Origin of the sequence: Streptomyces sp. NPDC005485 (assembly GCF_040606085.1) — a bacterium.
GTDB lineage: Bacteria > Actinomycetota > Actinomycetes > Streptomycetales > Streptomycetaceae > Streptomyces.
The window spans coordinates 35305-61091 of record NZ_JBEXDZ010000024.1; the positions used below are offsets into that span (position 1 = coordinate 35305).

The following is a 25787-nucleotide window of genomic DNA, read 5'->3' on the forward strand; positions in this document are numbered from 1 at the left end:
TCCGGCCGGCCCCCGTTGCGAGATCACGCGGCGCCCGCTGCGAGGCCCGCACTCCCCAGCTACGAGCTCTCGATCGACGCCCACAGAAACCGCGTGACCCCGGTCCCTCAGAACGTGAAGACGGTCATCCCGGAGGAGTTCTTCACGCACTCGTTGGCGAAGGTGCGCTCATAGGAGACGCGCTTGCCCTGCCAGACGCCGACGGCGGTGACGACCACGGGGTCGAACTGCTTCGTACACATCGCCTCGTCTCTGCCGGAGAGGGCGTCGAAGTCCCCGCCGTACGCGCGAAGTTCCGCGCAGGCCTCGATCGCGGCCGGATGGGTTCCGGACGCGGTCGGCGCGCAGTTCAACGTGACGGCACGCTCGGGGGTGGCGGTGGCGGCGCTGTACCCGTGGCCCACGGTGAGAACCAGGGCGGACGGGGCGTAGAGCCCGGACGAGGCCGGGTGGGGGGCGGCGTGGGCTCCCCCGGCGAGGGGCCCGCAGACGGCGGTGGCCGTCAAGGTGAGAGTCGCTGCCCAGCGCGCGGTGTTCGGCATTGTGTGCATCCTTCCGCTCAATTGAACGCCGTACCAGCTCGGTTGAGTGCCGGTGCGGCGAGCGCGAGTCTGCCGAGTCCGGGGCGGAAACACACATCGACCCCATGGGTTTCAGTAACCTTCAGTATTGAATCAGTGGCGCGAAGTTACGGAATTCGAACATGCACGCCCTGTAACCAGGCGGCCACTGATCTTCGAAAGCGGTTCACTGGCCGGTTTTGCGCGGCTCTGCAATAGGCCTGAAACATTCCGGTTCAGCCCTCGGCGGACCTTGGCCTCATCCCTTGCTCCGCGCTCACTGCAGAGTAATGCTCATTACATGATTACAACGGAGCAGAACGAGAAGCTGCGCGGCTGGTTCGCCGGCCGCCTGCCCGACGACCTCTTCGAGACGCTGGTGGAGGTGACGGTCGACCGCGAGGAGATCACCGTCATCGGCCGCATCCCCCGGCCCCGGCTCGCCGAAGGCGCCTCGGAGGCCGAGACGGACGCGGCCGTCGAGGCACGGATCCAGGAATTCAGGGAGCGCACCCGCGAGGAGCGGGTCGCGGTGGCGCGCGAAGCGGAGCACCGGTTCCGCAAGAAGGTCTCCTGGGGCGTGGAGTGCGACGGCGAGCGCGCGCTGTTCACGCACATCGCCGCGCCCGTCATGACCCGACTGCGCCAGCCCGAGCGCCAGGTGCTCGACACGCTCATCGCCGCCGGCGTCGCCCGCAGCCGCAGCGACGCCCTCGCCTGGTGCGTACGCCTGGTCCAGCGGCACACCGACGACTGGCTCACGGAGCTGCGGGACTCACTGGAACACGTGCAGCGCGTACGGGCTCAGGGGCCGGACGCGGAACCGCAGGAGACCGGGCCCAAGGACACGCCACCCAACGCGGAATGACCGATTCGGCCGGCGTATTCGTCCACTGACGGCACGAAAGATGGATGAACCGTCCTCTGGTGCGGGTCCTGCGCGGCGCTTTAACGTCGGCAGACCCCTTGAGGACGGCATCCGCTCGGGCCGCACACCCCCGCCGTCACCGGCCGGCCGTCCGCTCCACCGCGCCACCACGCGCTCCGCCGCCGCCCCTGAGCTGGAGCCCCCTTGTCCTCCCTGCCCGACAACGCCCCCGCCACCCCGCCCCCGTCCCTCACCGAGGTCGAGACGCACGGCGTCGAGCGCATCCCCGACGCGGACCGCACCGCGACGCCGCTGGATCTGTTCCGTGTCGCCTTCGGCGGCGCGAACACCTTCTCCACCTGCGTGCTCGGCGCCTTCCCCATCCTCTTCGGCCTGTCCTTCTGGCAGGGACTCGCCGCCACCCTCCTCGGCGTCGTGGCGGGTGCGCTGATCCTGTGCCCGATGGCCGTCTTCGGTCCGGTCAACGGCACGAACAACGCGGTCTCGTCCTCCGCGCACCTGGGCGTGCACGGCCGTGTGGTCGGCTCGTTCCTCTCACTGCTCACGGCCGTCGCCTTCTTCTCCATCTCCGTGTGGAGCTCCGGCGACGCCCTGGTCGGCGGCGCCCACCGCCTCTTCGGCCTGGAGCGCAGCACCCTTGCCTACGTCGTCGCGTACGCGCTGTTCGCCGCCCTGGTGCTCGTGGTCTGCGTCTACGGCTTCCGGTTCATGCTGTTCGTCAACAAGATCGCGGTGACCTCGGCGACCCTGCTGTTCCTGCTCGGCGCGATCGCCTTCGCCGGTGACTTCGACCCCTCGTACACCGGTGTCTTCACGGACTCCGCCGACGCGGCGACGCGGTCGATGTTCTGGCCGTCGTTCATCGGCGCCGCGCTGATCGTGCTGTCCAACCCCGTGTCCTTCGGCGCCTTCCTCGGCGACTGGTCGCGCTACATCCCCGCGAGCGCCCCGCGCCGTACGGTGATCGGCGCCGCGTTCCTATCGCAGATCGCGACCCTGCTCCCGTTCGTGTTCGGCCTGGCGACGGCGAGCATCATCGCGAAGCAGGCGCCGAAGTACGTCGACCCCGCGGCCCCCGACTTCGTGGGCGGGCTGCTCGCCGTCTCGCCGAGCTGGTTCTTCCTGCCGGTGTGTCTGCTGGCGCTGATCGGTGGCATGTCGACGGGCACGACGTCGCTGTACGGGACCGGGCTCGACTTCTCCTCGGTGTTCCCGCGCCTGTCGCGGGTCCAGGCGACCGTGCTGGTCGGCGTGTTGTCGATCGCCTTCATCTTCGTCGGGCGATTCGGGTTCGACCTGGTGCAGTCCATCTCGACCTTCGCCACCATGATCATCACCTGCACGACTCCGTGGATGGTCGTGATGATGCTGGGCTTCTGGACGCGGCGCGGCTGGTACGACCCGGACGCGCTCCAGGTCTTCAACCGCCGTCAGCGCGGCGGGCGTTACTGGTTCGCGCACGGCTGGAACTGGCGTGGCATGACGGCCTGGTGGGTGGCCGCGGTGATCGGCGTGCTGTTCACGAACATCCCCGGACAGTTCGTCGGGCCGCTCGGCGATCTGGCGAACGGCGTCGACATCAGCCTGCCGCTCTCGCTGGCCGTCGCCGCCGTCCTGTATCTGGCCCTGCTGCGGATCTTCCCCGAACCGCGGGCGGTGTACGGCCCCCGGGGTGCGCGTCTGGCCCGTACCGTGGACGTGCCGGTGCCGGAGATCACCGGGCCCGGCGCGGAGAGGAACGACGCTCCGCCCGTACTCGCCGTCGAGGGCAGCTGATGGAGACCTGGTTCGATCTGTCCGTTCCGCTGGGCACCGGGATGCCCGTGTATCCGGGTGACCCGCGGGTCGACGTCTCCCGCGCCCTCAGGGTCGCCACGGACGGGGTCAACGTCCTGAGCCTGCACATGGGTTCGCAGTCGGGCACGCATGTGGACGCGCCGTACCACGTGAACTCGGCCTGGCCGACCCTGGACCAGTTGCCGCTGGACCGCTTCACAGGCCCTGCCGTCGTGGCCGACGTCCGGGGGCTGCCGGCGCGGGCGCCGATCACGCCCGACCTGCTCGCTCCGGCGCTCGCCCAGCTCCGGTTGATGCCGGGCGCCATCCTGCTGCTCGCCACGGGCTGGTCGGCGTACTGGGGCACCGACGACTATCCGGCCCACCCCTGGCTGACACCGCAGGCGGCCGAGGCCGTCGTCAACGCGGGCGTCCGCACGATCGGCATCGACGCGCTCAGCGTGGACCCGACCGGCGACGCCGACCTCCCCGCCCACCGCGCGCTGTGCGGCCCGGGAGGCGTGATCGCCGAGAACCTGACCGGCCTGGACCGGCTGCTGGGCCGGCGCAGCATCGAGGTCTTCCTCTTCCCGCTGCACCTGCCCGGAGCGGACGGCGCCCCGGTCCGGGCCGTCGCCCGCGTCGGGTAGCCGCTGAGTCGCGCGCTCACGGCCTGATCGTCCGCGCGATGTCCAACGTCAGCCGCTGCCAGGGATCCCGCGGGTCCCGCCCGGTGAGGTCGTGGATGCGGCGCAGGCGGTAGCGCAGGGACTGCGGGTGCAGATGGAGTTCGCGTGCCGCGGCGTTCGCGGAACCGCGGTCGATGTACGCGGTGAGCGCCGCCAGCAGGTGGCCCTGGCCCGGGTCGGCGAGCGGGCCGAGGACCAGCCGGGCGATGTGGTCCGGCGCGGCGGCCGGGTGCCCTGCGAGCAGGGCGAGGACGTGGGCGTCGGCGTCGGTGAGGACCCGGCCGGGCCGGTGCGCGTGGGCGGGTGCCGTGTCGAGCGCGTCGGCCGCGAGGCGATGGGCGACGGCGACGCGGTCCAGCCCCTCACCGGTGATCGCACAGCCGCGCCAGGCCTGCCGGTCCAGGGCGGTTTCCGCCCGCTCGACGGCGCCGGCGGGGAACAGCAGGACGGCACGCGAGCCGCGGATGGTCGACAGCAGCGGCCCCGCGCCGTCCAGTGCGTCGGCCAGTCCCGTCGCGGCCTCGAACGACATGTCCGCTCCGCCCGCGGCCGCCGGTTCGGCCACCAAAAGGCAGTAAGGGTCCGGGAGTTGCACGCCCAGCCGAGCCGAGCGGTCCGTGAGCGCGCCCACCGAGGCGTGCCGCCCGGCGATCAGGTCGTCGAGCAGCAGCCGCAGCGCCCGGTCGCGGTTCCCGGCGAGGTCCTCGCTGGTCGCGGCGTACGCCGTGGCCATCTCCTCCGAGAGCGTGTCCAGCGCGTTCAGCAGCATCCGGGCCAGCGCGAAGGCGTCGGCGGCCACGAGATCCGGCGCACGGGCCGCGATCTCGTCGGTGAGCACGGTCGCCGCCACGCGGTAGGCGCGCAGCACCGCCTGCACGGGTCGCCCGTCCGCGGCGCGAGCCGCCGCGATGCCCCGGAAGCGGCGCAGGTCGGCGGGGTCCAGCGCGGAGTCGGTCGCCCAGAGGTGCAGCAGCCGGTCCAGCCCCCAGGCGGCGATCGCCCGTACCTCCGGCAGTCGGCTGTCGTCCAGCGCGGCGTACACCGGAACCTGTTCGTGGACCGCGGCGACGACGGCCTCCACCACCCGCGGGTCGGCGACCATCTCCTGGCGGACACGGGCCCGGGCCTTCGAGGGCTTGCTTGTCACACCTTGATGATGTCAGCCGCGCGATGTGCGTACCACGGTGGACGGACCTTGTCACAGTGGCCAGGATCGTCGACGTACAGCGCGGTCTCAAGGACGAGAGGCGGGACGTACGGGATGACCAAGCACTGGGCCGACTTCCAGTACGAGATCTATCTGAACGGCATGACGGGCGCCGTACCTCGGCTGCCCACCGATCTGACCCGGCTGGAGGAGCTCACCGAACAGCGGCTCGGCCCTGGGCCGGTCGGCTATGTGGCGGGCAGCGCGGGGACCGGCAGCACCGCCCGCGCCAACCGGGCCGCTTTCGACCGGCGCAGGATCGTGCCGCGCATGCTGCGCGATGTGCACGAACGCGACCTGTCCGTCGAGGTGCTCGGGCGGGCGCTGCCGGCGCCGGTGGCCCTCGCACCGATCGGCGTGCTGTCGATCATGCACCCGGATGCCGAGTCCGCTGCCGCTCGCGCCGCCGCCGCGCAGGGCGTGCCGTACATCCTGTCCTCGGCGTCCAGCACCCCCATCGAGCAGGTCGCCGAGGCGATGGGCGACGCGGAGCGCTGGTTCCAGCTGTACTGGGCCAAGGACCGCGAGGTCACCCGCAGCTTCCTGAACCGCGCGAAGGCGGCGGGCTACACCGCGCTCTTTGTCACCCTCGACACCCCGCTGCTGGCATGGCGGCCGCGCGACCTCGACCAGGCGTACCTGCCGTTCCTGCACGGCGTGGGCACCGCCAACTACTTCTCCGACCCGGCGTTCCGGGCGGGCCTGGCCAAGCCGGTGCACGAGGACCCGAACGCGGCCGTGATGCACTTCGTCGGCATGTTCGCGGACCCCGGGAAGACCTGGCCGGACCTCGCGTTCCTGCGGGAGAACTGGGACGGGCCGATCGTCCTCAAGGGCATCCTGCATCCGGACGACGCCCGCCGCGCCGCCGACGCCGGGATGGACGGGGTGGTCGTCTCCAACCACGGCGGCCGTCAGGTCGCGGGCTCCGTCGCGGCCGCCGACGCGCTGCCGAGGGTGGTGGAGGCGGTCGGCGACCGGCTGACCGTCCTGTTCGACAGCGGGATCCGCACGGGCGACGACATCTTCAAGGCGCTCGCGCTCGGAGCGAAGGCCGTCCTGGTCGGGCGGCCGTACGCCTACGGGCTCGGCCTGGACGGACAGGCGGGCGTCGAGCACGTCATCCGCTGCCTGCTCGCCGAGTTCGACCTCACGCTGGCGCTGTCCGGACACGCGGGTCCCGGCACGCTCGGCTCCGACGACCTGATCGAGGAAACCGCATGACCACAGAGCAGAACGCCCCCAGGAACGTACTCGCCGTCGTCTCGCCCCATGTGGGCGGGCGCACCGCCGGGGCCGCGCTCGCCTCCGTCTTCCCCGGGGAGGCCCGCGTCACCGTCGTCGAGGCGACGGACGAGGACCCGGGCGCGCTGCGCGAGGCCCACGTCATCATCACCGGACTCGGCCCCGTCACGGCCGAACACCTCGCAGCCGCACCGGAGCTGGAGCTCGTCCAGTGCGCCAGCCACGGCTTCGACTACGTCGACGTGGAGGCCGCCCGCGCCAAGGGTGTGCCGGTCTGCAACATCGGCTCCAGCGGGGCCGAGAAGCAGAACGTGGCCGAGCAGACCTTCGCCCTGATGCTGGCCCTCGCCAAGCAGCTGGTCCCGGCACACACCGCACTCGTCGACGCCGACTGGGCACTGCCGCGGCTGCAGCAGTCCATCACGGAGCTGTCCGGCAAGACCCTCGGCATCGTCGGGCTCGGACACATCGGCGAGGAGGTCGCCCGCCGCGCGCTCGCCTTCGACATGAGCATCGTGTACGCGGGCCCGCGCGCCGCCGAGACCGAGGCACGGCTCGGCGCAGCACGCCATGTCGAGCTCGACGAACTGCTGAGCATCAGCGACTACGTCACGCTGCACGCGCCGCTCACCCCCGAGACCCGGCATCTGCTGAACGCCGAGCGGCTCGCCCTGCTCAAGCCCACCGCGTTCGTGGTCAACACGGCACGGGGCGCCCTCATCGACCAGGACGCCCTCGCGGACGCCCTGGAGGCGGGCACCCTGGCCGGGGCGGGACTCGACGTCTTCGACCCCGAACCGCCCACCCCGGCCCTGCGGTTGCTCAAGGCCCCGAACGTGGTGCTCTCCCCGCACGTCGCGGGGGTCACGCGCGAGACGCTCGTACGCATCGCACTGGCCGCCGTCCAGAACGCCGCCGACTTCATGGCGGGCAAACCACCGCGGGACGTGGTGTCCTGACGCATCGTCAGTACGTGCGCGCCAGGGGGGTTTTTGAAGGTCCTGTGCGGTGCCCGCGGTGTTCGGTGCGTGCCCTCGGCGTGCCGGACGAAGGCCCTCGTACTGGACGTACTCGGGGCTTCGGCCGGTGCGGCAAGGGTGCGTGCCGGGCGCCGCGGGTGCTGTGGGGGACTTTCACAACACCCCCTGGAGGCCCACCCCCGTGGGAAGGTCGGGCAGCCGCACGGGCAGCGGGAGCACGGGCGCCGGTCTCGCTTCGTCGTCGACGGTCACCACCCGGCGCTCCTGGTAGGTCTCCGGCGGGTTCTCCTCCGGGGTGTTCGAAGCGGCGGGTGCGGCCGTCCCCTGTGCGTCGGGCAGGTCGGTCGTACCCGGTGCGGGCGGCGGGTCGCTGACGGGATGCGAAGAAGGCTGCGCCGTCCCCGCGATCGACAGCGACTCGCGACCGATCGACGAGAAGTCGGTCTGCCACCGTTGCGCGTCGGAGCCGTCGCGGACCTTGACTACGATGTCAGAGCCCGGATCGGTACTGGTCGGCGCAAGCGCGAGGCCCTCCTTCCGGCGGGGCAGCAGTTCACCTCGTACGGTGAGGTCGTAGCGCACGTCCTGGGCGTGGGCGTTCTTCTCGCCGACGCACCGCCTCAGTACGACGACGCCGTCGTCCTCGTGGGAGTCGAGGCACAGTTCGGGGTCGGCGATGCTGCGCAGCAGGCCGTCGTCGCCCAGGGACCACTGCTGGGTCCACGCCGACGAGCACGCCGCCAGTTTGGTGCCGGCACCCGACTTCGCCTTGCCGCCCCGAATGTCCATGCACAGGTCGGCAGCGAGGTCGCGGAGCCGGGTCTGCTCCAGGGCCGTGGGCACTCCCTTCGAGGCGGGCGGTGACGACGACACGGCGGGCGGGGTCCCCGAGCCCGCGGGCGGTGCCAGCGTGCGGGTGCTGCTCGCTCCCGTGGAGGCCGTGGGATCGGAGCCGCCGTCGTCCTCGGACCACAGACTGGCGGCGAGAATGGTCACGAGCAGGCCCGCCGAGACCAGTCCCGCCCCCGTCAGCAGTGCCTTCGCGTGCCGTTCCCCGGGCGGGGTCCGGCGGCCCGGCGCGGGGATCTGGGCCAGCAGACGGTGACGCCCGCCGCCACTGGCGTGGCCCCCGCCACCGGGACGGCCACTGCCCCCCGACCGGCCTCCGCCGCGCGAACGCTTGCCGGTGAAAGGCCCCCCTCCTCGGGGGCGCATTCCCTGCCGTGCGCGCCCGGGGCGTGATTCGAGATACCGTCGCGCGCCCCAGCCGAGCACCGCATCGGCGAGCAGAACACCCAACCCGCCCTCGAAATGGCTGAGTTGCTCAGCGGCGGAACGGCAGTACCGGCAGTCCAGCAGATGCTGCTGGACATCGGGGAGCAGGGCACCGCCCCGGCGAATCGGGACGTCCAGCAACCGGTTGTTGAATCGGCATTCCTTGGTCGGTGCGAGTTCCCGGTGGGAGCGCACCAAGGCCTCCCGGAATTGCTCCCGGGCCCCTTCCAGAGCGACCGACGCCGCGTCGGGATCCATGCCCGACAGACCAGCTGGTACGGATATGTGCTCGGCCTCGACCTCGGTGTGCCACAGCAGGCAGCGGGCAAGCCCGGGGAGCGCGTGGAATGAACGCTCGGTGAGCTTCCGATTTTCCGCCGTCATGGACTTCGCCGCGCGCATCCCGCGCCCTCCGGCGGGTTTCCTCAAGTCCGGCAGAACGCTGGATATCCGCTCCTCCGCGGACCAGCGACGGACGGTGTCCCGCACCGCGACGAGGAGGTCGGGCCGCACGGCGGCTCCGGTGTCCCCCTGCCCGAGGTGGTCGATCACTTGGTGGAAGGAGGCCGCGGTGACCATCGAGGCGACGTTCGCCGACGAGGCGAGGCAGATGACGGCGTAGTCGTGCGCCGACTGCCAGTGCCGCGCCATGAGCAGGGCGACGGGATGAGCGGCCTCTCCCTCCGGGCGGCCGCGCAGCTGGGCCGCGAGGCTTTCGTCGGATTCCCCGGCAGCGGCACCGGGGCCCGGTGCATAAGGGGGACGAGGGGGGTGGGGGGTGTGCAAGAGCGGAGTCCTTCCAAGGTGCAAGGTGGCACACAGAAGTTCGCCCGCCGAAAAGGGGCTTCCGATTGGTGCGTACCTTTTTGGCGGTGCGCCAGGAAAACGGCGGGCCACGAAGGCCGCTCGACGGCCATCGGCCAAGAGCTTTCTGAGCTCGTCGGCGGTCCGGAATTGCGACCAGCGATTCGGGCCGTGCCATTGACCATGCGCAGGTCACCCTTGCACAACACGCTCATGACCAACAAGGCACTTGGGCAACATCCGCCTCATTGAAAGAAAGTCAGACACTGCGGCAACTCGGTCGCGTCGCACCGGCTTTCGAAATTCCATGCGCCCCGTGTGAACCGTGCGCACGCGCCGGTGCCTCGCGCACGCTCCCGGCGCACACAACCCCGTAGTCCACTGGAACCGGCCCTTCTCGGAGGCCCCGCGCAGGACGGCGGCTCTCCCGCGCGAAACGGGCCGCCGACCCCGATTCCTCCCGCCCTCGGTCGGCGGCCCCGAGGGCGGGTCGCCCGTCACCCCGTCCCGTGCGAACGGGGGTTGGCGGCCGCGCCTTCGGTGCTGATCAGGACGACGGTCGCGGCGGATTCCAGTACGAGCCCCTGGGCGACGGCGGCGCGGACGCCCGCCAGGGACGCGGCACCGCATGGCCCGCTGGAGATTCCCAGTGCGGCGAGGTCGCGGGCCGCGCGGGCACTCCCGGAGTCGCTGACGGCGACGGCCGCGTCCAGTCCGTCCCTGAGGAAGGGCCAGGCGAGGCCGGACGGGGTGCCGCAGTTCAGGCCCGCCATGGCGGTGTCCCCGGTGGGGACGCTCAGCGGCCGGCCGTGGGTGAGGCCGGTCAGGACGCAGGGGGCCGCGTCGGGCTCCACGGACAGCAGGGACGGGCCCGGGGCGGGACGGCTGCGGTAGTGCGTGACGGCCGCCTGGGCGAGCGAGCCGACGCCGACCGGCACGGCCACCAGGTCGGGCGACTCGGCCCCCGCGGCGGCCAGTTGGTCGTCGACCTCGGCGAACAGGGTGGAGTAGCCCTCGACGATCCAGCCCGGGATCTCCTCGTAGCCCGGCCAGGCGGTGTCCTGCACCAGGACGGAGCCCGGCTCCTTGGCGACCTCGGCGGCCCGGCGGACCGCTTCGTCGTAGGGGCCGTCGACGTGGGTCACGCGTGCCCCTTCGGTGGCGATGGCGTCCGCCGCGGCCGGGTGCACGCCCTTGGGCACGAGGACGTGGGCGCGCTGCCCGAGGAGCCGGGCGGTGCGGGCCACGGCCCGGCCGTGGTTGCCGTCGGTGGCGGTCACCAGGGTGAGCGGACCGTCGGCCGCGGCGAGGAGGCGGTGGATCGCCCAGGAGGCACCCAGCACCTTGAAGGCGGGCAGGCCGAGCCGGTTCGACTCGTCCTTGACGAAGACCCGAGCGACACCCAGATCGGCGGCCAGCGCGGGGAGTTCGGTCAGCGGGGTGGGGGCGTAGCCGGGCAGGGAGGCGTGGAAGACACGGACGTCGGCGGGCGCGGGAGCGCACGTCCAGAGCCGGGCGGCGGATCGGGTGAGCAGGGGCATGCGGTCACCGTGTCATGTCGCGCGCCCGGCAGGCCTCAGATCTGCCAGGACCGCAGCCGGTCGGCGGCTGCGTAGACGTCGACCTTGCCGGAGATCAGGTCGCGGGCGAGGTCCACGAGAGCTCCGTACGGCGGGTCGATGCCGACGCCGCTGACGAACATGTACGCCACCGCCGTGGAGCACGCGAACCGGGCGTTGGCCGAGGGCAGCGGCTTCAGCAGGGCGAGGGTGTGCAGCAGGGCGGCGGCACGCCAGGCGGGGTCGGAGTCGACGCCGAGCTTGGGCGGGTCGACGCGGTGGCGGGCGACGGCGGCGACGAGGGCCGAGAAGTCGTTGACCGTGGGCTGGTCGGGCAGGACCTCTTCGTGGCGCTGGAGCAGCCAGGGCACGTCGATGTGGATGACAGGGGCCATGGGTCAGGCGGCCCGCCCCTCGCCCGTGCCCGGTGGTTCGTCCTCGGGGAAGGCGGCCGCGAACTCGTCCGCGTGCGCGGCGAAGAACTGCCGGAAGACCTCCGCGCCTTCCTGCAGCGCCCTGTGCCGGACGATGTCGGCGGCTGCCGCCTCGCGCACCAGAGCCTTCATCGACGTTCCTCGCTCCTTGGCGATCTGCCGCAGGTCCTCTAGCTCACGCTCACTGAACTCCACATTGAGAGCTGGCATGCCCTCACGGTACCGCGCGGGTACTTACTCGTAAATACTCCCAGCTCAACGGGCATTCGTTGCGGTACCGCAAGGGTGTGAGCGCGATGTCCGATTCCCGCCGGTCACCGCCGCGTCGCAGGACCAGACTCGTAGGCGTCAAGAGGCACGCAGCACGAGAGGTGAGAAGCGATGACGGACGCGACGATGACGACGCACGCAACCATCACGAGGTACACGACAGTCGACAGCCCCCTCGGTGAGCTGCTTCTCGTCGGCCGGGGGTCGGCGTCCGCGGGGGTCGCCCTCGCCACGGTGTCCATGCCGGGGCAGCGCAATGCACCCGCCGTCCAAGGGACCTGGCGGCGCGACGACTCCGTGTTCGCCGAGGCCGCCCGGCAGATCTCCGCGTACTTCGCGGGGCGGCTCACCGCCTTCGAGCTGGAGTTCGCCGTCACCGGCACCGACTTCCAACGGCGCGTGTGGCGCGCGGTGGAAGAGATCCCGTACGGCACGACGACCACGTACGGCGCACTCGCCACGCGTCTCGGCGTGCCGCGCGCCGAGGTGCGGGCGCTGGGCGCGGCGATCGGGGCCAACCCCCTGCTGCTGGTACGCCCCTGCCACCGGGTGATCGGGGCGGACGGCTCGATGCGCGGTTACGCCGGCGGTGTCGAACGCAAGGTCCGGCTGCTCACCCACGAGGGCGCGCTGCAGCCGATGCTCACCACCGGCTGACCGTTGCGACCGACCCTCGCGACCCATGGAGCCGACCCAAGGACCACGTCATGACCTTCACCCCCGCACAGGCCGCCCGCCGGGTCGACGCCACCGACTGGGCGGCGCTGGCGGAGGAACTGGACGCCTACGGCTGCGCGTCCACTCCCCCGCTGCTGACCCCGGCCGAGTGCCGTGACCTCGTCGGACTGTACGAGCGGCCGGAGCTGTTCCGGACCACCGTCGACATGGCACGGCACCGGTTCGGTTCGGGCGAGTACCGCTACTTCACCCACGACCTGCCTCCCCGGGTCGCCGCCCTGCGGACCGCGCTGTACCCGCGGCTGCTGCCGATCGCCCGCGACTGGGCGACCCGGCTCGGCCGCCCGGCGCCATGGCCGGACTCCCTGGAGGAGTGGCTTTCCCTGTGCCACGGGGCGGGCCAGGACCGCTCCGCACAGATCCTGCTGCGCTACGGGGCGGGAGACTGGAACGCCCTGCACCGCGACGTCTTCGGTGACATGGTCTTCCCGCTCCAGGTCGTGATCGGCCTGGACGCCCAGGGCACCGACTACACGGGCGGCGAGTTCCTCCTCGTCGAGCAGCGCCCCCGCGCCCAGTCCCGGGGCACCACGGCCGTCCTCGCGCAGGGCCACGGCCTGGTCTTCACGACCCGGGACCGCCCGGTGCGCACCCGGCGCGGCTGGTCGGCCGGCGCGATGCGGCACGGCGTGAGCACCGTGCGCTCCGGCCGCCGGCACGCGCTGGGCCTGGTCTTCCACGACGCGGCGTGACGCCCGACGCCTTGCTCAGCCTGAGAAGGTGACGGGCCTGCCGGTCTCCGCGTACGCCTTGAGGGCGGTGAACTTGGCGGCCCAGGCGTAGGTGAAGTTGCGGTAGGCGTCGTGCTGGTCCGGGAAGCCCGCGTGGGTGAAGCGCAGCAGCACGCCGCCCTCGGGGACGTCGACGATCTCGTACGTCTGCACGGTGCCGGTCCACGGGCCGTTCCCGCCCTCCAGCACCAGGCGCCGGTCGCCCGACTCCGTGACGAGCAGGCGCCAGGACTCCGGCTCCCCCGGGAAGGTCAGCGCGTGTGCCGCGCCGACGCCTTCCCCGACCACCGCCTCCGGGGTCAGCCAGCTGCGTATGCCGGTCTCGGTGGCGACGGCGTCCCGGACGGTGTCCGCCTCGGCCTCGATGGTCAGCTGCATGGCTATGTCGGCCATCGGATGTCCTCTCGGAGTCTGGAGCCTGCATCTCGTGGAAGTCCGGTACAACCGTCCTGGGACGGGGAGAACGAGGGCGCCCCGGGCCCGCCGCCGGCGGGCCCGCGCGCCACGCCGTCAGCTCTGCCGCCACAGCCCGCGCCGGCGGTAACCCGCCTCCCAGAAGAGCCGGTTGAGGACACGGACGGGCGGCGGCAGCACCCCGAGGAACCGGGCGCGGTCGGCGGACGGGATGCCGTCGACGATCCACGGCACGAAGAGCGCCGCACCGCGCAGTCCCTGCTGCCGACGGATACGGCCGGTGAAGGCGCCCCAGTCCGCGGCCGTCAGCGCCTCCTGGATCAGCGGCAGGGCGCTCTCCTCCTCGTGCCGGAGGTGCTCGTCGAGGGCGCTCGAAAGCGCCTCGACCCGTTCGGGCAGGTTCCCTGACCGGCCGGCGAGCGCCGCGTCCACGGAGGTGAGCAGCGGGTCGAGGCGGGCGTGCTCCGCCTCCATCTCGGCGAGGAGGGTGATGTCCTGGGGCCGCTCGGTGACCCTGCGCTGCACGCGCGGCCACAGGTCGCTGTCCTCGGCGGTGTGGTGGATGTGCAGCTGGTGCAGGAAGTTGTCCCATCCCGCGCGGACCGCGGGGGTGGCGGCGGTGCCGTCCGCCGCCGCCTTGCCGAGGCGTTCCAGGTCGCGCCGGAAGGCGTCGTGGGCGGCGTACATCGGGGTGAAGTCGATCGTCATGAGGTGGCTTCCTCCAGTTCGGGTTCGTACACGGGCAGGGCGTGCGGGTTGGCGGACGGCCCGCGGTGGCGGCGTACGGCCAGGCAGGCGAGCGCGCCGGCCAGCAGGGCCGCGGCGGAGACGAGGACCGCGGGGCCCATCGCGTCCACGAAGCCATGGCCGAAGACCTGGCCGCCGAGGGCGCTCATACGGTCGGCGACGTCGTGCGGCACACCCGCCGGAACGCCGCCCGACTGCCGGGCGTTGACATCGGACTCCGCGTGGGAGAAGGCGTCGACGAAGCCGTCGCGGTAGGCCGCCGGCAGCTGCCCGGCACGCTGCCTTGCCTGGTCGCTCAGCGAGTCGGCGAGCTGCGCCTGCAGCACGGCGCCGACGAGGGCGCCCGCGAGCACCGAACCGACCTGTCGCAGCGCGTTGTTGACACCCGAGGCCGCGCCGGACAGACGTGCCGGTACGTTGCGCATGACCTCCGTGGCCATCGGTGCGAAGGTGCAGCCGGCGCCCAGGCCCGCGAGGAAGAGCGGGAAGGCGACGGCGGTCCAGCTCGAACCGGTGTCGACGGCGGCGACGATCCAGATCAGCGCCGCTGCCCAGGCCAGCAGCCCGGTCATCAGGATGTACTTGCCGCCGACCTTGTCCGACAGGACGCCCGCCGGGCCGGCCGTCACGAACGAACCGAGGGCGAGGGGCAGCAGCACGAGCCCGGACTTGAGGGCGCTGAAGCCCAGCACCGACTGAAGGTAGATCGTCAGCGGCAGGAACATCCCGATGACACCGAACGACACCGTGATGCCGACGAAGTTGAGGAGCGTGAAGCTGCGGTCCTTGAAGAGGGAGAACGGGACGAGCGGCTCGTCGGCCTGCCGGCGGCGCTCGTGGAGGAGGAACCCGGCGAACAGCGCCGCCGCCGCGCCGAACAGTGCGAGGATCCCGCCGTTCCAGTCGTAGCGCTGCCCCTCGGTGAGGCCGAAGGCCAGGCAGAACAGGGCGGCCGATGCGAGGACCACGCCGAGGGTGTCGAAGCGGTGGCCTACCGTGCGGCGCTGCCCGCCCGGGATGATCGCCGCCGCGAGGGCCAGGACGAGGACGCCGAGCGGCAGGTTCACGTAGAAGATCCACCGCCAGTCGAGGTGGGTGATCAGCGCGCCGCCGATGATCGGACCGAGCGCGCCGGAGATGCCCGCGACGCCGCCCCAGACGCCCATGGCCACGCCGCGCCGGTCGGCCGGGAACACCTCGGCGATGATCGACAGGGTCTGCGGCATGAGCAGCGCGGCGCCGAGGCCCTGCACCGCGCGGAAGGCGATCAGCTGGGCCGGGTCCTGCGCGAGGCCGCAGGCCAGGCTGGCCACGGTGAACAGGGCGACGCCGGACATGAACAGGTTCCGCTTGCCGCGCAGGTCGCCGAGGCGGCCGGCGGTGATCAGCAGGACGGCCAGGGCGAGTGTGTAGGCGTTGACCACCCACAGGATCTCGTCGAGGGAGGCGTCCAGGTCCTCCCCCAGGTCGGGGATCGCGATGTTCACGATCGTCAGGTCGAGCAGTGTCATGAAGAACCCGAGGGAGAGCGTGATGAGGATCGCCCAGGGGTTGCCGTGCCATTTCTTGAACACGATGCCGGTCTCCTTGTGGTCGGACTCGCGTTCAAGAGGGCGCCGGTCGCGGGCGGCGTGACGCCGTGAGACGTACGTCACTCTTGGCCGTGCGATGTCACATTCGGACCCCCTGTTCGGCTCGGAGTAGTGAGCCCACCCAGGGAGGCAAGGCATGTCCGAGGGGACCGACACCGCGACCCAGGTGTTCGTCGACCACCGCGAGCTGCTCTTCGCGATCGTCTACAACATGCTCGGCAGCGTCGCCGACACCGAGGACGTTCTGCAGGAGACATGGCTGTCGTGGACGGGCCGACGGCACGGCTCGCCCCTCGACGGGATCACCAACCCGCGCGCCTACCTCGTCCGCATCGCGGTGAACCACGCGCTCGCGCGGCGCGCGGTCATCACCCGCCGACGCGAGACGTACGTCGGCCCGTGGCTGCCGGAGCCCCTGCTCGACGAAGCCGCCCCCGACAACTCCGCCGAGCGTGCTCTGCGCTCCGAGTCGGTGTCGCTGGCGATGCTCGTGGTCCTGGAGTCGCTCACCCCGCTGGAGCGGGCGGTCTTCGTCCTCAACGAGGTGTTCGGCTACGCCCACACCGAGATCGCCGAGGTCCTCGACCGCAGCCCGGCGGCGGTGCGCCAGCTCGCGCACCGGGCCCGGCAGCACGTGCACGCCCGCCGTCCGCTCTACCGCGCCCATCCGCGCGTACGGCAGCAGGCGACGGAACGTTTCGTGGAGGCCGCGCTCGGCGGTGACATCGCCGCGCTGATGGAGATCCTGGCACCGGACGTCACGGTGTGGACGGACGGCGGCGGCAAGGCGCGTGGGGCCGGGCTGCGCCCGGTGCACGGCCGCGACAAGGCGGCTCGCCTGCTGGCCGGCTACGCCACCCACCGCGGGGCTGGCCTGGAGGTCCGCTACCGGCGCGTCAACGGCGACGACTCCGCGGTGGTGTTCGAGGGCGAGTCGCCGTACGCGGTCATGGTCATGGACCTCACCCCGGACGGCGATCAGGTGTCCGACGTCTACATCGTCACCAATCCCGAGAAGCTCGCGCATGTGCGTCGCGGGGAGGACGGCAGGGCCCAGGAAGCGGAGGAGCGGCAGGCATGACGACCACCGACCGGCCGGGCACTGGCCCGGCCTCGACTGCGACCCCGACTCCGGCCCCTGTCCCGCAACCGGCCTCGCGAGCGGCGGGGAAGGCGTCCTCGGGCGAGCGGGTCGCCGACTGGGTCGACGGCCGCCTCGGCGTGTACACCCTCGGCAGGCAGTACCTGCGCAAGGTCTTCCCGGACCACTGGTCCTTCCTCCTCGGCGAGATCTGCCTCTACAGCTTCGTCGTACTGATCCTCACGGGTGTCTATCTGACGCTGTTCTTCCATCCGTCGATGAACGAGGTGATCTACCACGGCGGTTACGTCCCGCTCAACGGTGTGCGGATGTCGGAGGCGTACGCCTCGACCCTCGACATCAGCTTCGACGTCCGCGGCGGACTGCTGATCCGGCAGATCCACCACTGGGCGGCATTGATCTTCCTCGCCGCCATGCTGATGCACATGATGCGGCACTTCTTCACGGGCTCGTTCCGCAAGCCCCGTGAGGTGAACTGGCTGTTCGGCTGGACGCTGCTGCTGCTCGGCCTGTTCGAGGGCCTCTTCGGCTACTCGCTTCCCGACGACCTGCTCTCGGGCACCGGACTGCGGTTCGTGGACGGCGCGTTGCTGTCCATGCCGATCATCGGTACCTATCTGTCGTTCTTCACCTTCGGCGGGGAGTTCCCCGGCCACGACATCGTGGCCCGCTTCTACTCGCTGCACATCCTGCTGATCCCCGGCATCATGGCCGCCCTCGTGGTCGCCCACATCCTGCTGGTCGTCTACCACAAGCACACCCAGTTCGCGGGGCCCGGAAAGACCGAACGCAACGTCGTGGGCGCGCCGTTCATGCCGGTCTACCTGGCGAAGGCGGGCGGCTTCTTCTTCCTGGTCTTCGGCGTCATCGCGCTCATCTCGGCGATCGCCACCATCAACCCGGTCTGGGTGTACGGTCCTTACCGCGCGGACCAGGTGTCGACGGGCGCCCAGCCCGACTGGTACCTGGGCTTCGCGGAAGGTCTGGTGCGTGTGATGCCTGGCTGGGAGATCACCGCGGCGGGGCACACGCTGAACCTCGGCGTGCTCATCCCGGTCGTCGTCTTCCCCCTCCTCCTGGTCTTCATCGCCGTCTACCCCTTCCTGGAGTCCTGGATCACGGGCGACCGGGGCGAGCACCATCTGCTGGACCGCCCGCGCAACCGGCCGGTCCGGACGTCGATCGGCACGGCGTGGGTCAGCCTGTACCTGATCCTGCTGGCGGGCGGCGGCAACGACATCGTGGCGACCCGCTTCCACCTGTCGATCAACACCGTGACCTGGTCGGTGCGGATCGCCGTGTTCGTGGTCCCGGCCGTCGTCTTCGTGGTGACCCGTCGTCTCTGCCTCGGTCTCCAGCGCCGCGACCGCGAGCTGGTGCTGCACGGCCGTGAGACCGGCGTCATCAAGCGGCTGCCGCACGGCGAGTACGTCGAGGCGCACCGGCCCCTCTCCCCCGCCGAGCTCCACACCCTCACCGCGCACGAGCAGCCGCGCCCGCTCGAACTCGGCCCCGCCCAGGACACCAACGGCCTTCCGAACGGGGCGTCCCGCTCCCTGCGTCTGCGTGCCGCCCTGTCGCGCAGGCTCCACGGCGAGGCCGCCCGCGTCGAGAAGCCGACGGCCGAGGAGTACGAGGAGGCACGGCGCCATTAGGGGACGCCCGCGCCAGGCGGGCGCGGGCGTCCTGGGCACTGCCGGCTCAGGCCACCGGTGCCTCCAGCCGGCTGATGCGCTGGGCGCCGTCGGCCGCGCCCGGGTGGGCGCTCGTCAGGGTGAGCCGGAGTGCTGTGCCCCGGGCCGCGTCGAAGGTGACGACCGTGGGCGCGTCCGACGTGGTGGCCCAGTCGACGGCGGCGCCCGTCACCGGCACGTACGCCGTGCCGTCCCACACGGCGACCTCGATCGAGGCGGGCAGGGTGTGGGTCGCGTCGACGGTGAAGGAGACCTCGACGCGGTCGAAGGTGCGCGAGCGCGCCCAGGTCAGCGAGACCCAGTCCTTCGGGCGGGCTCCGTTGAACGCGGGCAACAGCGCGGTGGCCGACTTGAAGAACGCGTTGGACCAGCCGGTGGCCGCGTCGCCGTCGACCATGGCGGCGGGGAGGGTGTCCGTACGGCCCGAGTAACTGGCGTCGGCGAGCGGGTAGCCGGGGGTGCCCGGACCCGGGTCGGGGACGAACACGGCGGCCGGGGTGGTCGCCTTCGCGCGCGCGGAGGTGGTGTGCACGGTGGCGGTTGCCGAGCGCAGCCCGTCCGAGCGGGCCCGTACCCTCAGGGAGCCCGCCTTGGTGCCGGCGCGGACGATGGCGAGTGCCTTGCCGTGGAAGGCCGTCCGGGTGCTCGCCTGGTAGCGCTCGGCGCTCTCCTCCCGCCCGTTGTCGAGTCCGGCCAGCGAGCCGCCGTCGACCTCGAAGGCGATCAGGTGCTCGGCGTCGGGCACGACCGCGCCGCGCGCGTCGACGATCTCCGCGGTGACGAAGCAGAGCGAACGGCCGTCGGCGGCCAGTGACTTGCGGTCCACGGTGAGCCGCACGGCGTGCGGTGCCCCGGCGGTGCGCAGGACGTCGGTGGCGACCTTGCGGCCGCCTTGGCGGGCGATGGCCTTCAGCTCACCGGGCGCGTACGGCACCTTCCAGGTGAGGTGCAGTTTGCCCGCGCTGCCGTTCGGGCTGGTGTAACTGCCGGGGTAGGGGCCGGTGGTGACGGTCCTGTCGTCGCCGGTGGCCTCCGTGGTCTCCAGGTAGGCGCGGCCGTCGGTGGTCTTCTTGGTGTCGAACGCCCTTGTCCCCAGGGACTTTCCGTTGAGGAAGAGCTCCACGGTGTCGACGTTCGTGTAGGCCCAGACCTCGATCGTGTCGCCCTCCTGGTGGTTCCAGCTCATCGGCACCAGATGGACCATCGGCTCGCTCGTCCACTGGCTCCTGAAGAGGTGGTACATGTCCTTCGGGAACCCGGCGGTGTCGACCGCGCCGAAGAAGGACGCCTTCACCGGGAACACGTCGTAGGGCGTGGGCTCCCCGATGTAGTCGATGCCCGACCACAGGAACTGCCCGGCGAACCACTTCCGGTCCCGGTCCTTCTTGTGCCCGTACTCCCCGCTCATCGTCCAGGAGGCGAGGTTGTTGTCGTAACTGGATGTCGCGCGCCTGCCCGGGGTGTGGTTCTCGCCGGTGTTGAGGTGCTCCGGCTCCTGGTACGTGGAGCGCGTCGAGGTCTCCGACGACGACTCGGACTCGAAGAGGAAGAGGTGGGGGTAGGCAGCGTGCAGCTGGTCCACCGAGGCGGCGGTGTTGTAGTTGAGGCCGAGCCCGTCCAGCTTGGCGAGCATGAGGTCGGCCGCGGAGCCCTTGGCGGGGATGCGGCGGTACTTGTCGGAGCCGATGACGAGCGGGCGGGTGTCGTCCACCGCCTTGATCGCGGCGATGATCCGGTCGGCCATGGCGAGCCCGGCGGTGGAGGTCGAGTCGGGTATCTCGTTGCCGATGGACCACAGGACCACGGCGGGCGAGTTACGGGCCGCGAGCACCATCTCGGTGGCGTCCTGGTCGGCGTACTCGGTGAAGAACCGGCCGTAGTCGTAGGCCGTCTTGCCGGTCTTCCAGCAGTCGAAGGCCTCCACCATCATCACGATGCCCAGTTCCTCGCAGACCTGGATGATCTGTGGCGAGGGCGGGTTGTGGGAAGTGCGGAAGGCGTTGACGCCCATCGACTTCATGATGGTCATCTGGCGGCGTACGGCGTCGACGCTGATCGCGGCGCCGAGCGCGCCCTGGTCGTGGTGCAGGTCGACACCCTTGATCTTGGCGTGGGTGCCGTTGAGGTGGAATCCCTCGTCGGGGTCGAAGCGGAACGAGCGGATGCCGAAGGTGGTGCGGTAGGTGTCGGTGATCCGTCCCCCGACGCGGAGTTCGGTCTCCAGGGTGTAGCGGTGCGGGGTCGCGAAGTCCCACAACCGCGGTTCGGGCACGGTGAGTTCGTGGGTCTCCGTCCGCTCCTTGTCGACGGTGACCGTGGACTGGGTGCGGGCCACCACCCGGCCGGCGGGGTCGACGATCCGGGAGCGGACCTCCACCTCGCCCGCGGTGCCCGACTCGTTCGCCACCGAGGTCAGGACCCGCACGAGCGCCCGCTCCGCGGTGATCTCCGGTGTCGTGACACAGGTGCCCCAGCGGCGCACGTGCACCGGCTCGGTGACGACGAGCCGCGCCTCGCGGTAAATGCCGCTGCCCGAGTACCAGCGGCTGCTGGGGAGCCGGTTCTGCACCTTGACCGCGATGACGTTGGCGGTCTTGCCGTCGGTGTGCAGGAGGCCGGTCAGGTCGAAGGCGAACCCGGTGTAGCCGTAGGGGTGCCGGCCGACCTGCTTGCCGTTGCAGTAGACGTACGAGTCCATGTAGACGCCGTCGAACTCCACCGAGATCCGCTTGCCGGCGAGAACGGGCGGCAGGGTGAAGGCGTGGCGGTACCAGCCGAGGCCGCCGGGGAAGAACCCGGTGCCGCTGGTGGTGCCGTGCTCGGTGGTCGGCGTGAGCTCGATGCTCCAGTCGTGCGGTACGGCGACTTCGCGCCATGCCGTGTCGTCGTAACCGGGCTCGGCCGCGTCGGCGTAGGCGCCTGTGGGGTCGGTGATGCCGCCCGGGTTCACCAGCGCGAAGCGCCAGCCGTCGCGGAGTTCGACGGTACGGCGGCCCGCGGCGCTCGTGGGCGACGCGGCCCAGGCGTCGGCGGCGCCGGCGAGCGTGCCGGCCGCCGGTACGGCCGTTCCTGCGATCAATACTGATCTTCGAGTGACCGTCATGCCGGCTCTCTCTCGTCAAGGGCCCATAATTCATCACAACTGATCGCGAGCAAACAGATTCTGACGTGATGACACACGCGGCCGTCAAGGGCCTGGCACTCACTTCCGCCCCGTACGCCACATCGGCTTGAATCCCATCCGGCACGGGCGCCCGTCGTCCCGACCGAAACACCCCCCGCCGAGCCATGTGCCGGGTGCCGGGCTGCTCCAAGCACTAGGCTGGAACACAAGTGACGCGCTTGTTCACTGTGAGTGTGCGCAATGGAGTGGCGACGATGAGCCCGGTCCACCCCCTCGACGAGGACGCCACGGCTCGGGCTGTCATCGACGAGAACGGCATCCTGGTCCGCTGGAGCGAAGGCGCCCGGCGGCTGCTGGGCTACGCGCCCGCGGAGGTCGAGGGCCGGCCCGCCGCCCTCCTGCTGGCCGACCCGGACGAGGCCGCGGCTCCTCCCTCCGCCGCCCGCCGCTGGAGCGGCACGCTCGCCCTGCGCCGCCGCGACGGCGGCGTCCTGTCCGTATGGCTGCTCGCCCACCACAGGAGACCCGAGCACGGCGGCCCCGGCGACTGGCTCGTCGTCACGCCGCTGATGGGCCGCCGCCGGCGTCCACCGGAAGACCCGCTGACCATTGCCGTGCTGGCACAGTCCCCCTGCGCGACGGCCGTCTACGACGAACAGCTGCGCCTGTACGGCATCAATGACGCGATGGCCGCCGTGATCGGCCTCCCGGAAGAACGTATCCGCGGACTGCGTCTCTCCGAGATCGGGGGCAAGCCGGAGAGCGAGGAGCTGGAACAGCACCTGTACGAGGTGCTCGTCGCCGGGCACGGGCGCGAGGTGGAGACGTACATGCGCACCGGCGGCGAGGACCACGCGCACGCCTGGCTGGCCCGGATCGCCCCGCTCACCGACGGTGAGGGCCGGGTGCACGGCGTGTGTCTGGCCGCGCACGACTTCACCCAGCAGTACCGCGCCCGGGAGCGCCTGCAACTCGTCAACGAGGCAAGCGTGCGCATCGGCAGCACCCTCGACGTCACCCGGACGGCGCAGGAACTCGCCGACGTCTGCGTGCCGGCGCTCGCCGACTTCGTCAGCGTCGACCTGATCGATCCGCCGGGCCAGGGCGGTGAGCCCCACCCGGAGCTGCCCGCCGCTCCGTTCGCGCTCCGCCGCGCCGCCCATCAGTCGGTGCTCCCCGGCGCCCCGGAGGCAGTGGTCAAGCCAGGGGACGTCGACGTCTACCCCGCCTCCTCCCCACAGGCGGACTCGCTGCTCGCGGGCCGCACCATCGTGGCGCCGGACGGCGCGACCACACTGGCGGAGTGGCTCTCCTGGGACCCGGTGCGCGGCGAACGCATCGCGGAGTTCGGCATCCACACCACGATGTCGGTGCCCATCCAGGCCCGCGGTACCACCCTCGGTGTCGCCGTCCTCACCCGCTACCGGCGCCCCGAACCCTTCACCACCGACGACGTCCTGCTGGCCGAGGAGGTGACGGCCAGGGCTGCCGTCTGCATCGACAACGCCCGCCGCTTCTCCCGGGAACGGCAGACCGCGCTCGCCCTGCAGCGCAGTCTGCTTCCCCAGTCACTGCCGCGGACCGCCGCCGTCGACGCGGCCTCGCGCTATCTGCCCGCCGCGCGCGCCGGAGTGGGCGGCGACTGGTTCGACGTGATTCCACTGTCCGGGATGCGGGTCGCCATGGTCGTCGGCGACGTCGTCGGCCACGGCATCCAGGCATCGGCGACCATGGGACGGCTCCGCACGGCCGTACGGACCCTCGCCGACATCGACCTCGCCCCTGACGAACTGCTGACGCACCTGGACGACCTTGTCGTCCGGCTTTCCGCGGAGGCCGGCTCCGAGGAGACCACCGGCGAGGTCGGCGCCACCTGCCTCTACGCGGTGTACGACCCGGTCTCCCGCCACTGCACGATCGCCCGGGCCGGCCACCCGCCGCCGCTCCTGCTCCCGCCGAGCGGACCGCCCCGGCAGATCGACGTACCCGCCGGGCCGCCCCTGGGCCTCGGCGGACTGCCCTTCGAGTGCACGGAGATCGACCTCGCCGAGGGCTCGGTGCTCGCCCTGTACACCGACGGCCTCATCGAGAGCCGCGAGCGGGACATCGACACCAGCCACCAGTTGCTGCTGCGTGCCCTGGCGCAGTCCCCCGAGTCGCTGGAGGAGACCTGTCACGCCATTTTGCAGACGCTCCTCCCGGTGGGCGGCGCCTCCGACGACGTGGCCCTGCTGCTCGCCCGTACCCGCGGCCTCGCACCCTCCCAGGTGGCGACCTGGGACATCCCCGCCGACCCCGCACTGGTCGCGCCCATCCGCAAGCAGGTCGTGGACCAGCTGAACTCCTGGGACCTGACCGAGGCGACCTTCACGGCCGAACTGGTGGTGAGCGAACTCGTCACCAACGCCATCCGCTACGGCGAACAGCCCATCCGGCTGCGGCTCATCCATGACGCCACCACCCTCATCTGCGAGGTGTCCGACACCAGCCACACCGCCCCGCATCTGCGCCGCGCCAAGATCTTCGACGAGGGCGGCCGCGGCCTGCTGCTGGTGGCCCAGCTCACCCAGCGCTGGGGCAGCCGCCACACACCCGACGGCAAAACGATCTGGGCGGAGCTGACGCTGCTCGGTGAATGACCGGAGGCGTCTGGTTGGATGAAGGGGCACTTTGTCCGTGTCCCGGAGGACCGAACCCTGAACACCCCGCTGGCGGAAGCTCTCTCCGTCGTTCTGCTCATCGCTGTCCTCGTCTGCGCGGTGGTCCGCCCCTTCAACTGGCCGGAGGCCGTGGTGGCCGTCCCGGCCGCCGGTCTGGTGATGGCGACGGGAGCGATCTCCTGGGACCACGCCCGCGCCGAGGCCGGACATCTGGGGCCGGTGATCGGCTTCCTCGCGGCGGTCCTGGTGCTGGCCCGGTTCTGCGACGACGAAGGGCTCTTCCGCGCCTGTGGCGCATGGATGGCCCGGTGGGCCGCGGGCAGTCCCGGGCGCCTGCTGACCGCGGTCTTCGCGCTCGCCTCTGCGATCACCGCGGTGCTCAGCCTGGACGCCACGATCGTGCTGCTCACGCCCGTCGTGTTCGCGACGGCGGCCCGGATGGGCGCCCGTCCGAAGCCGCACGTCTACGCCTGCACCCACCTGTCGAACACGGCGTCGCTGCTCCTGCCGGTCTCCAACCTCACCAACCTGCTCGCGTTCACCACCAGCGGTCTGAGCTTCACCCGCTTCGCCGCGCTGATGGCGCTCCCCTGGCTCGTCGCCATCGCCGCCGAATACCTCGTCTTCCGGCGCTTCTTCGCCCGCGACCTGGCTGCGGCCGCCCCGGCGCCCAGCGCCGACGAGCCGCCGGAGCTGCCGCTGTTCGCCCTGGTCACCGTGGTGTGCACGCTGGCCGGGTTCGTCGTCGCCTCCCCGCTCGGCATCGATCCCGCCTGGTCGGCGGCGGCGGGCGCGCTGGTGCTCGCCGTCCGGGCGCTGCTGCGCCGCCGCACCACACCGCTCACCGTGGTGCGTGCCACCGCCCCCGCCTTCCTCGCCTTCGTGCTCGCGCTGGGCATCGTCGTACGGGCGGTCGTCGACAACGGTCTCTCCGACGCCCTCGGCCGGCTGCTCCCGGAGGGCTCCGGTCTGCTCGCGCTCCTGGGCATCGCGGCGCTCGCCGCCGTCCTGGCGAACCTGATCAACAACCTGCCTGCCGTCCTGGTGCTGTTGCCACTGGCCGCGGTGTCGGGCCCCGGCGCGGTGCTGGCCGTGCTGCTGGGCGTCAACATCGGGCCCAACCTCACCTACGCCGGTTCCCTGGCAACCCTGCTGTGGCGGCGTATCGTGCACCAGCACGACCACGGGGTCGACCTCAAGGAGTTCACCCGCCTCGGGCTGATCGCCGTACCGGCCGCGCTGGTCCCGGCCGTCGTGGCCCTGTGGGCCTCGCTCCACGTTCTCGGAGGCTGATACG

The 25787-nt window shown here is 71.5% G+C and carries 21 protein-coding genes; 11 read left to right on the plus strand and 10 right to left on the minus strand.

Annotated elements, in window-relative coordinates; translation table 11 throughout:
- Window positions 1-107 precede the first annotated feature (107 nt).
- Entirely contained in the window at window positions 108-542 is a 435-nt protein-coding gene (locus tag ABZS97_RS11205) for a protease inhibitor (RefSeq protein ID WP_356136134.1), read from the minus strand.
- Window positions 543-861: 319 nt separating this feature from the next.
- Between ABZS97_RS11205 and ABZS97_RS11210 the strand changes: the two genes are divergently transcribed.
- From ABZS97_RS11210 to ABZS97_RS11220, 3 genes are all read left to right on the plus strand, one after another.
- Window positions 862-1428 carry a hypothetical protein gene (locus tag ABZS97_RS11210; RefSeq protein WP_356136136.1) on the plus strand — a complete coding sequence of 189 codons (567 nt, stop codon included), beginning with the start codon at window positions 862-864 and terminating at the stop codon, window positions 1426-1428.
- Between the two features lie 204 nt (window positions 1429-1632).
- Entirely contained in the window at window positions 1633-3225 is a 1593-nt protein-coding gene (locus tag ABZS97_RS11215; RefSeq protein ID WP_356136138.1) for a cytosine permease, read from the plus strand.
- Window positions 3225-3875 carry a cyclase family protein gene (locus ABZS97_RS11220; RefSeq protein ID WP_356136140.1) on the plus strand — a complete coding sequence of 217 codons (651 nt, stop codon included), beginning with the start codon at window positions 3225-3227 and terminating at the stop codon, window positions 3873-3875. Before ABZS97_RS11215 ends, ABZS97_RS11220 begins: the two co-directional genes overlap by 1 nt.
- A gap of 16 nt (window positions 3876-3891) precedes the next feature.
- Here the strand turns inward: ABZS97_RS11220 and ABZS97_RS11225 are convergent, their stop codons facing one another.
- Window positions 3892-5061 carry a helix-turn-helix domain-containing protein gene (locus ABZS97_RS11225; RefSeq protein WP_356136142.1) on the minus strand — a complete coding sequence of 390 codons (1170 nt, stop codon included), beginning with the start codon at window positions 5059-5061 and terminating at the stop codon, window positions 3892-3894.
- Window positions 5062-5175: 114 nt separating this feature from the next.
- Here ABZS97_RS11225 and ABZS97_RS11230 point away from each other — a divergent pair, with 114 nt between their 5' ends.
- The gene (locus tag ABZS97_RS11230) at window positions 5176-6345 is read left to right on the plus strand and encodes a lactate 2-monooxygenase (protein WP_356136144.1); all 1170 of its coding nucleotides are present in this window, start codon (window positions 5176-5178) and stop codon (window positions 6343-6345) included.
- Window positions 6342-7325, plus strand: coding sequence for an NAD(P)-dependent oxidoreductase (locus ABZS97_RS11235; RefSeq protein ID WP_356136145.1), 984 nt, complete (start codon window positions 6342-6344; stop codon window positions 7323-7325). The genes ABZS97_RS11230 and ABZS97_RS11235 overlap by 4 nt, the downstream gene beginning before the upstream one ends.
- Before the next feature lie 174 nt (window positions 7326-7499).
- On the opposite strand, the gene ABZS97_RS11240 is transcribed toward ABZS97_RS11235, so the two are convergent.
- The 4 genes from ABZS97_RS11240 to ABZS97_RS11255 all read right to left on the minus strand — a co-directional run bounded on the left by ABZS97_RS11240 (window position 7500) and on the right by ABZS97_RS11255 (window position 11628).
- Entirely contained in the window at window positions 7500-9407 is a 1908-nt protein-coding gene (locus ABZS97_RS11240; protein ID WP_356136146.1) for an RICIN domain-containing protein, read from the minus strand.
- Between the two features lie 515 nt (window positions 9408-9922).
- On the minus strand, window positions 9923-10966 hold the full coding sequence (locus ABZS97_RS11245) for a pyridoxal-phosphate dependent enzyme (protein WP_356136148.1): 1044 nt from the start codon (window positions 10964-10966) through the stop codon (window positions 9923-9925).
- 35 nt (window positions 10967-11001) lie between these two features.
- Window positions 11002-11379, minus strand: coding sequence for a toxin Doc (locus ABZS97_RS11250; protein ID WP_356136151.1), 378 nt, complete (start codon window positions 11377-11379; stop codon window positions 11002-11004).
- Window positions 11380-11382: 3 nt separating this feature from the next.
- Window positions 11383-11628 carry a hypothetical protein gene (locus ABZS97_RS11255; protein ID WP_356136153.1) on the minus strand — a complete coding sequence of 82 codons (246 nt, stop codon included), beginning with the start codon at window positions 11626-11628 and terminating at the stop codon, window positions 11383-11385.
- A gap of 171 nt (window positions 11629-11799) precedes the next feature.
- Between ABZS97_RS11255 and ABZS97_RS11260 the strand changes: the two genes are divergently transcribed.
- Together ABZS97_RS11260 and ABZS97_RS11265 are read left to right on the plus strand one after the other, a co-directional pair.
- Window positions 11800-12345, plus strand: a complete 546-nt coding sequence (locus tag ABZS97_RS11260) for a methylated-DNA--[protein]-cysteine S-methyltransferase (protein WP_356136155.1) — start codon at window positions 11800-11802, stop codon at window positions 12343-12345.
- A gap of 50 nt (window positions 12346-12395) precedes the next feature.
- The gene (locus ABZS97_RS11265; RefSeq protein WP_356136157.1) at window positions 12396-13118 is read left to right on the plus strand and encodes a 2OG-Fe(II) oxygenase; all 723 of its coding nucleotides are present in this window, start codon (window positions 12396-12398) and stop codon (window positions 13116-13118) included.
- 15 nt (window positions 13119-13133) lie between these two features.
- On the opposite strand, the gene ABZS97_RS11270 is transcribed toward ABZS97_RS11265, so the two are convergent.
- From ABZS97_RS11270 to ABZS97_RS11280, 3 genes are all read right to left on the minus strand, one after another.
- Window positions 13134-13550: an SRPBCC domain-containing protein gene (locus ABZS97_RS11270; protein ID WP_356136159.1), complete on the minus strand. Its 417-nt coding sequence runs from the start codon at window positions 13548-13550 to the stop codon at window positions 13134-13136.
- A gap of 117 nt (window positions 13551-13667) precedes the next feature.
- Entirely contained in the window at window positions 13668-14279 is a 612-nt protein-coding gene (locus tag ABZS97_RS11275; RefSeq protein ID WP_356136160.1) for a hemerythrin domain-containing protein, read from the minus strand.
- Window positions 14276-15892: an MFS transporter gene (locus ABZS97_RS11280; RefSeq protein WP_356136162.1), complete on the minus strand. Its 1617-nt coding sequence runs from the start codon at window positions 15890-15892 to the stop codon at window positions 14276-14278. Before ABZS97_RS11280 ends, ABZS97_RS11275 begins: the two co-directional genes overlap by 4 nt.
- A 154-nt stretch (window positions 15893-16046) precedes the next feature.
- Between ABZS97_RS11280 and sigJ the strand changes: the two genes are divergently transcribed.
- Both sigJ and ABZS97_RS11290 read left to right on the plus strand, forming a co-directional pair.
- Window positions 16047-16991 (plus strand): RNA polymerase sigma factor SigJ, encoded by a 945-nt coding sequence (gene sigJ / locus ABZS97_RS11285; RefSeq protein ID WP_356136164.1) that lies wholly within the window; start codon window positions 16047-16049, stop codon window positions 16989-16991.
- Window positions 16988-18667: a cytochrome bc complex cytochrome b subunit gene (locus ABZS97_RS11290; RefSeq protein ID WP_356136166.1), complete on the plus strand. Its 1680-nt coding sequence runs from the start codon at window positions 16988-16990 to the stop codon at window positions 18665-18667. Before sigJ ends, ABZS97_RS11290 begins: the two co-directional genes overlap by 4 nt.
- Window positions 18668-18713: 46 nt before the next feature.
- Here the strand turns inward: ABZS97_RS11290 and ABZS97_RS11295 are convergent, their stop codons facing one another.
- Window positions 18714-21809 carry a glycoside hydrolase family 2 TIM barrel-domain containing protein gene (locus ABZS97_RS11295; RefSeq protein ID WP_356136168.1) on the minus strand — a complete coding sequence of 1032 codons (3096 nt, stop codon included), beginning with the start codon at window positions 21807-21809 and terminating at the stop codon, window positions 18714-18716.
- A 275-nt stretch (window positions 21810-22084) separates the two neighbouring features.
- On the opposite strand from ABZS97_RS11295, the gene ABZS97_RS11300 reads away from it, so the two are divergent.
- On the plus strand, window positions 22085-24469 hold the full coding sequence (locus tag ABZS97_RS11300; RefSeq protein WP_356136170.1) for a SpoIIE family protein phosphatase: 2385 nt from the start codon (window positions 22085-22087) through the stop codon (window positions 24467-24469).
- A gap of 18 nt (window positions 24470-24487) precedes the next feature.
- Window positions 24488-25783: an arsenic transporter gene (locus ABZS97_RS11305; RefSeq protein WP_356136172.1), complete on the plus strand. Its 1296-nt coding sequence runs from the start codon at window positions 24488-24490 to the stop codon at window positions 25781-25783.
- Window positions 25784-25787 lie beyond the last annotated feature (4 nt).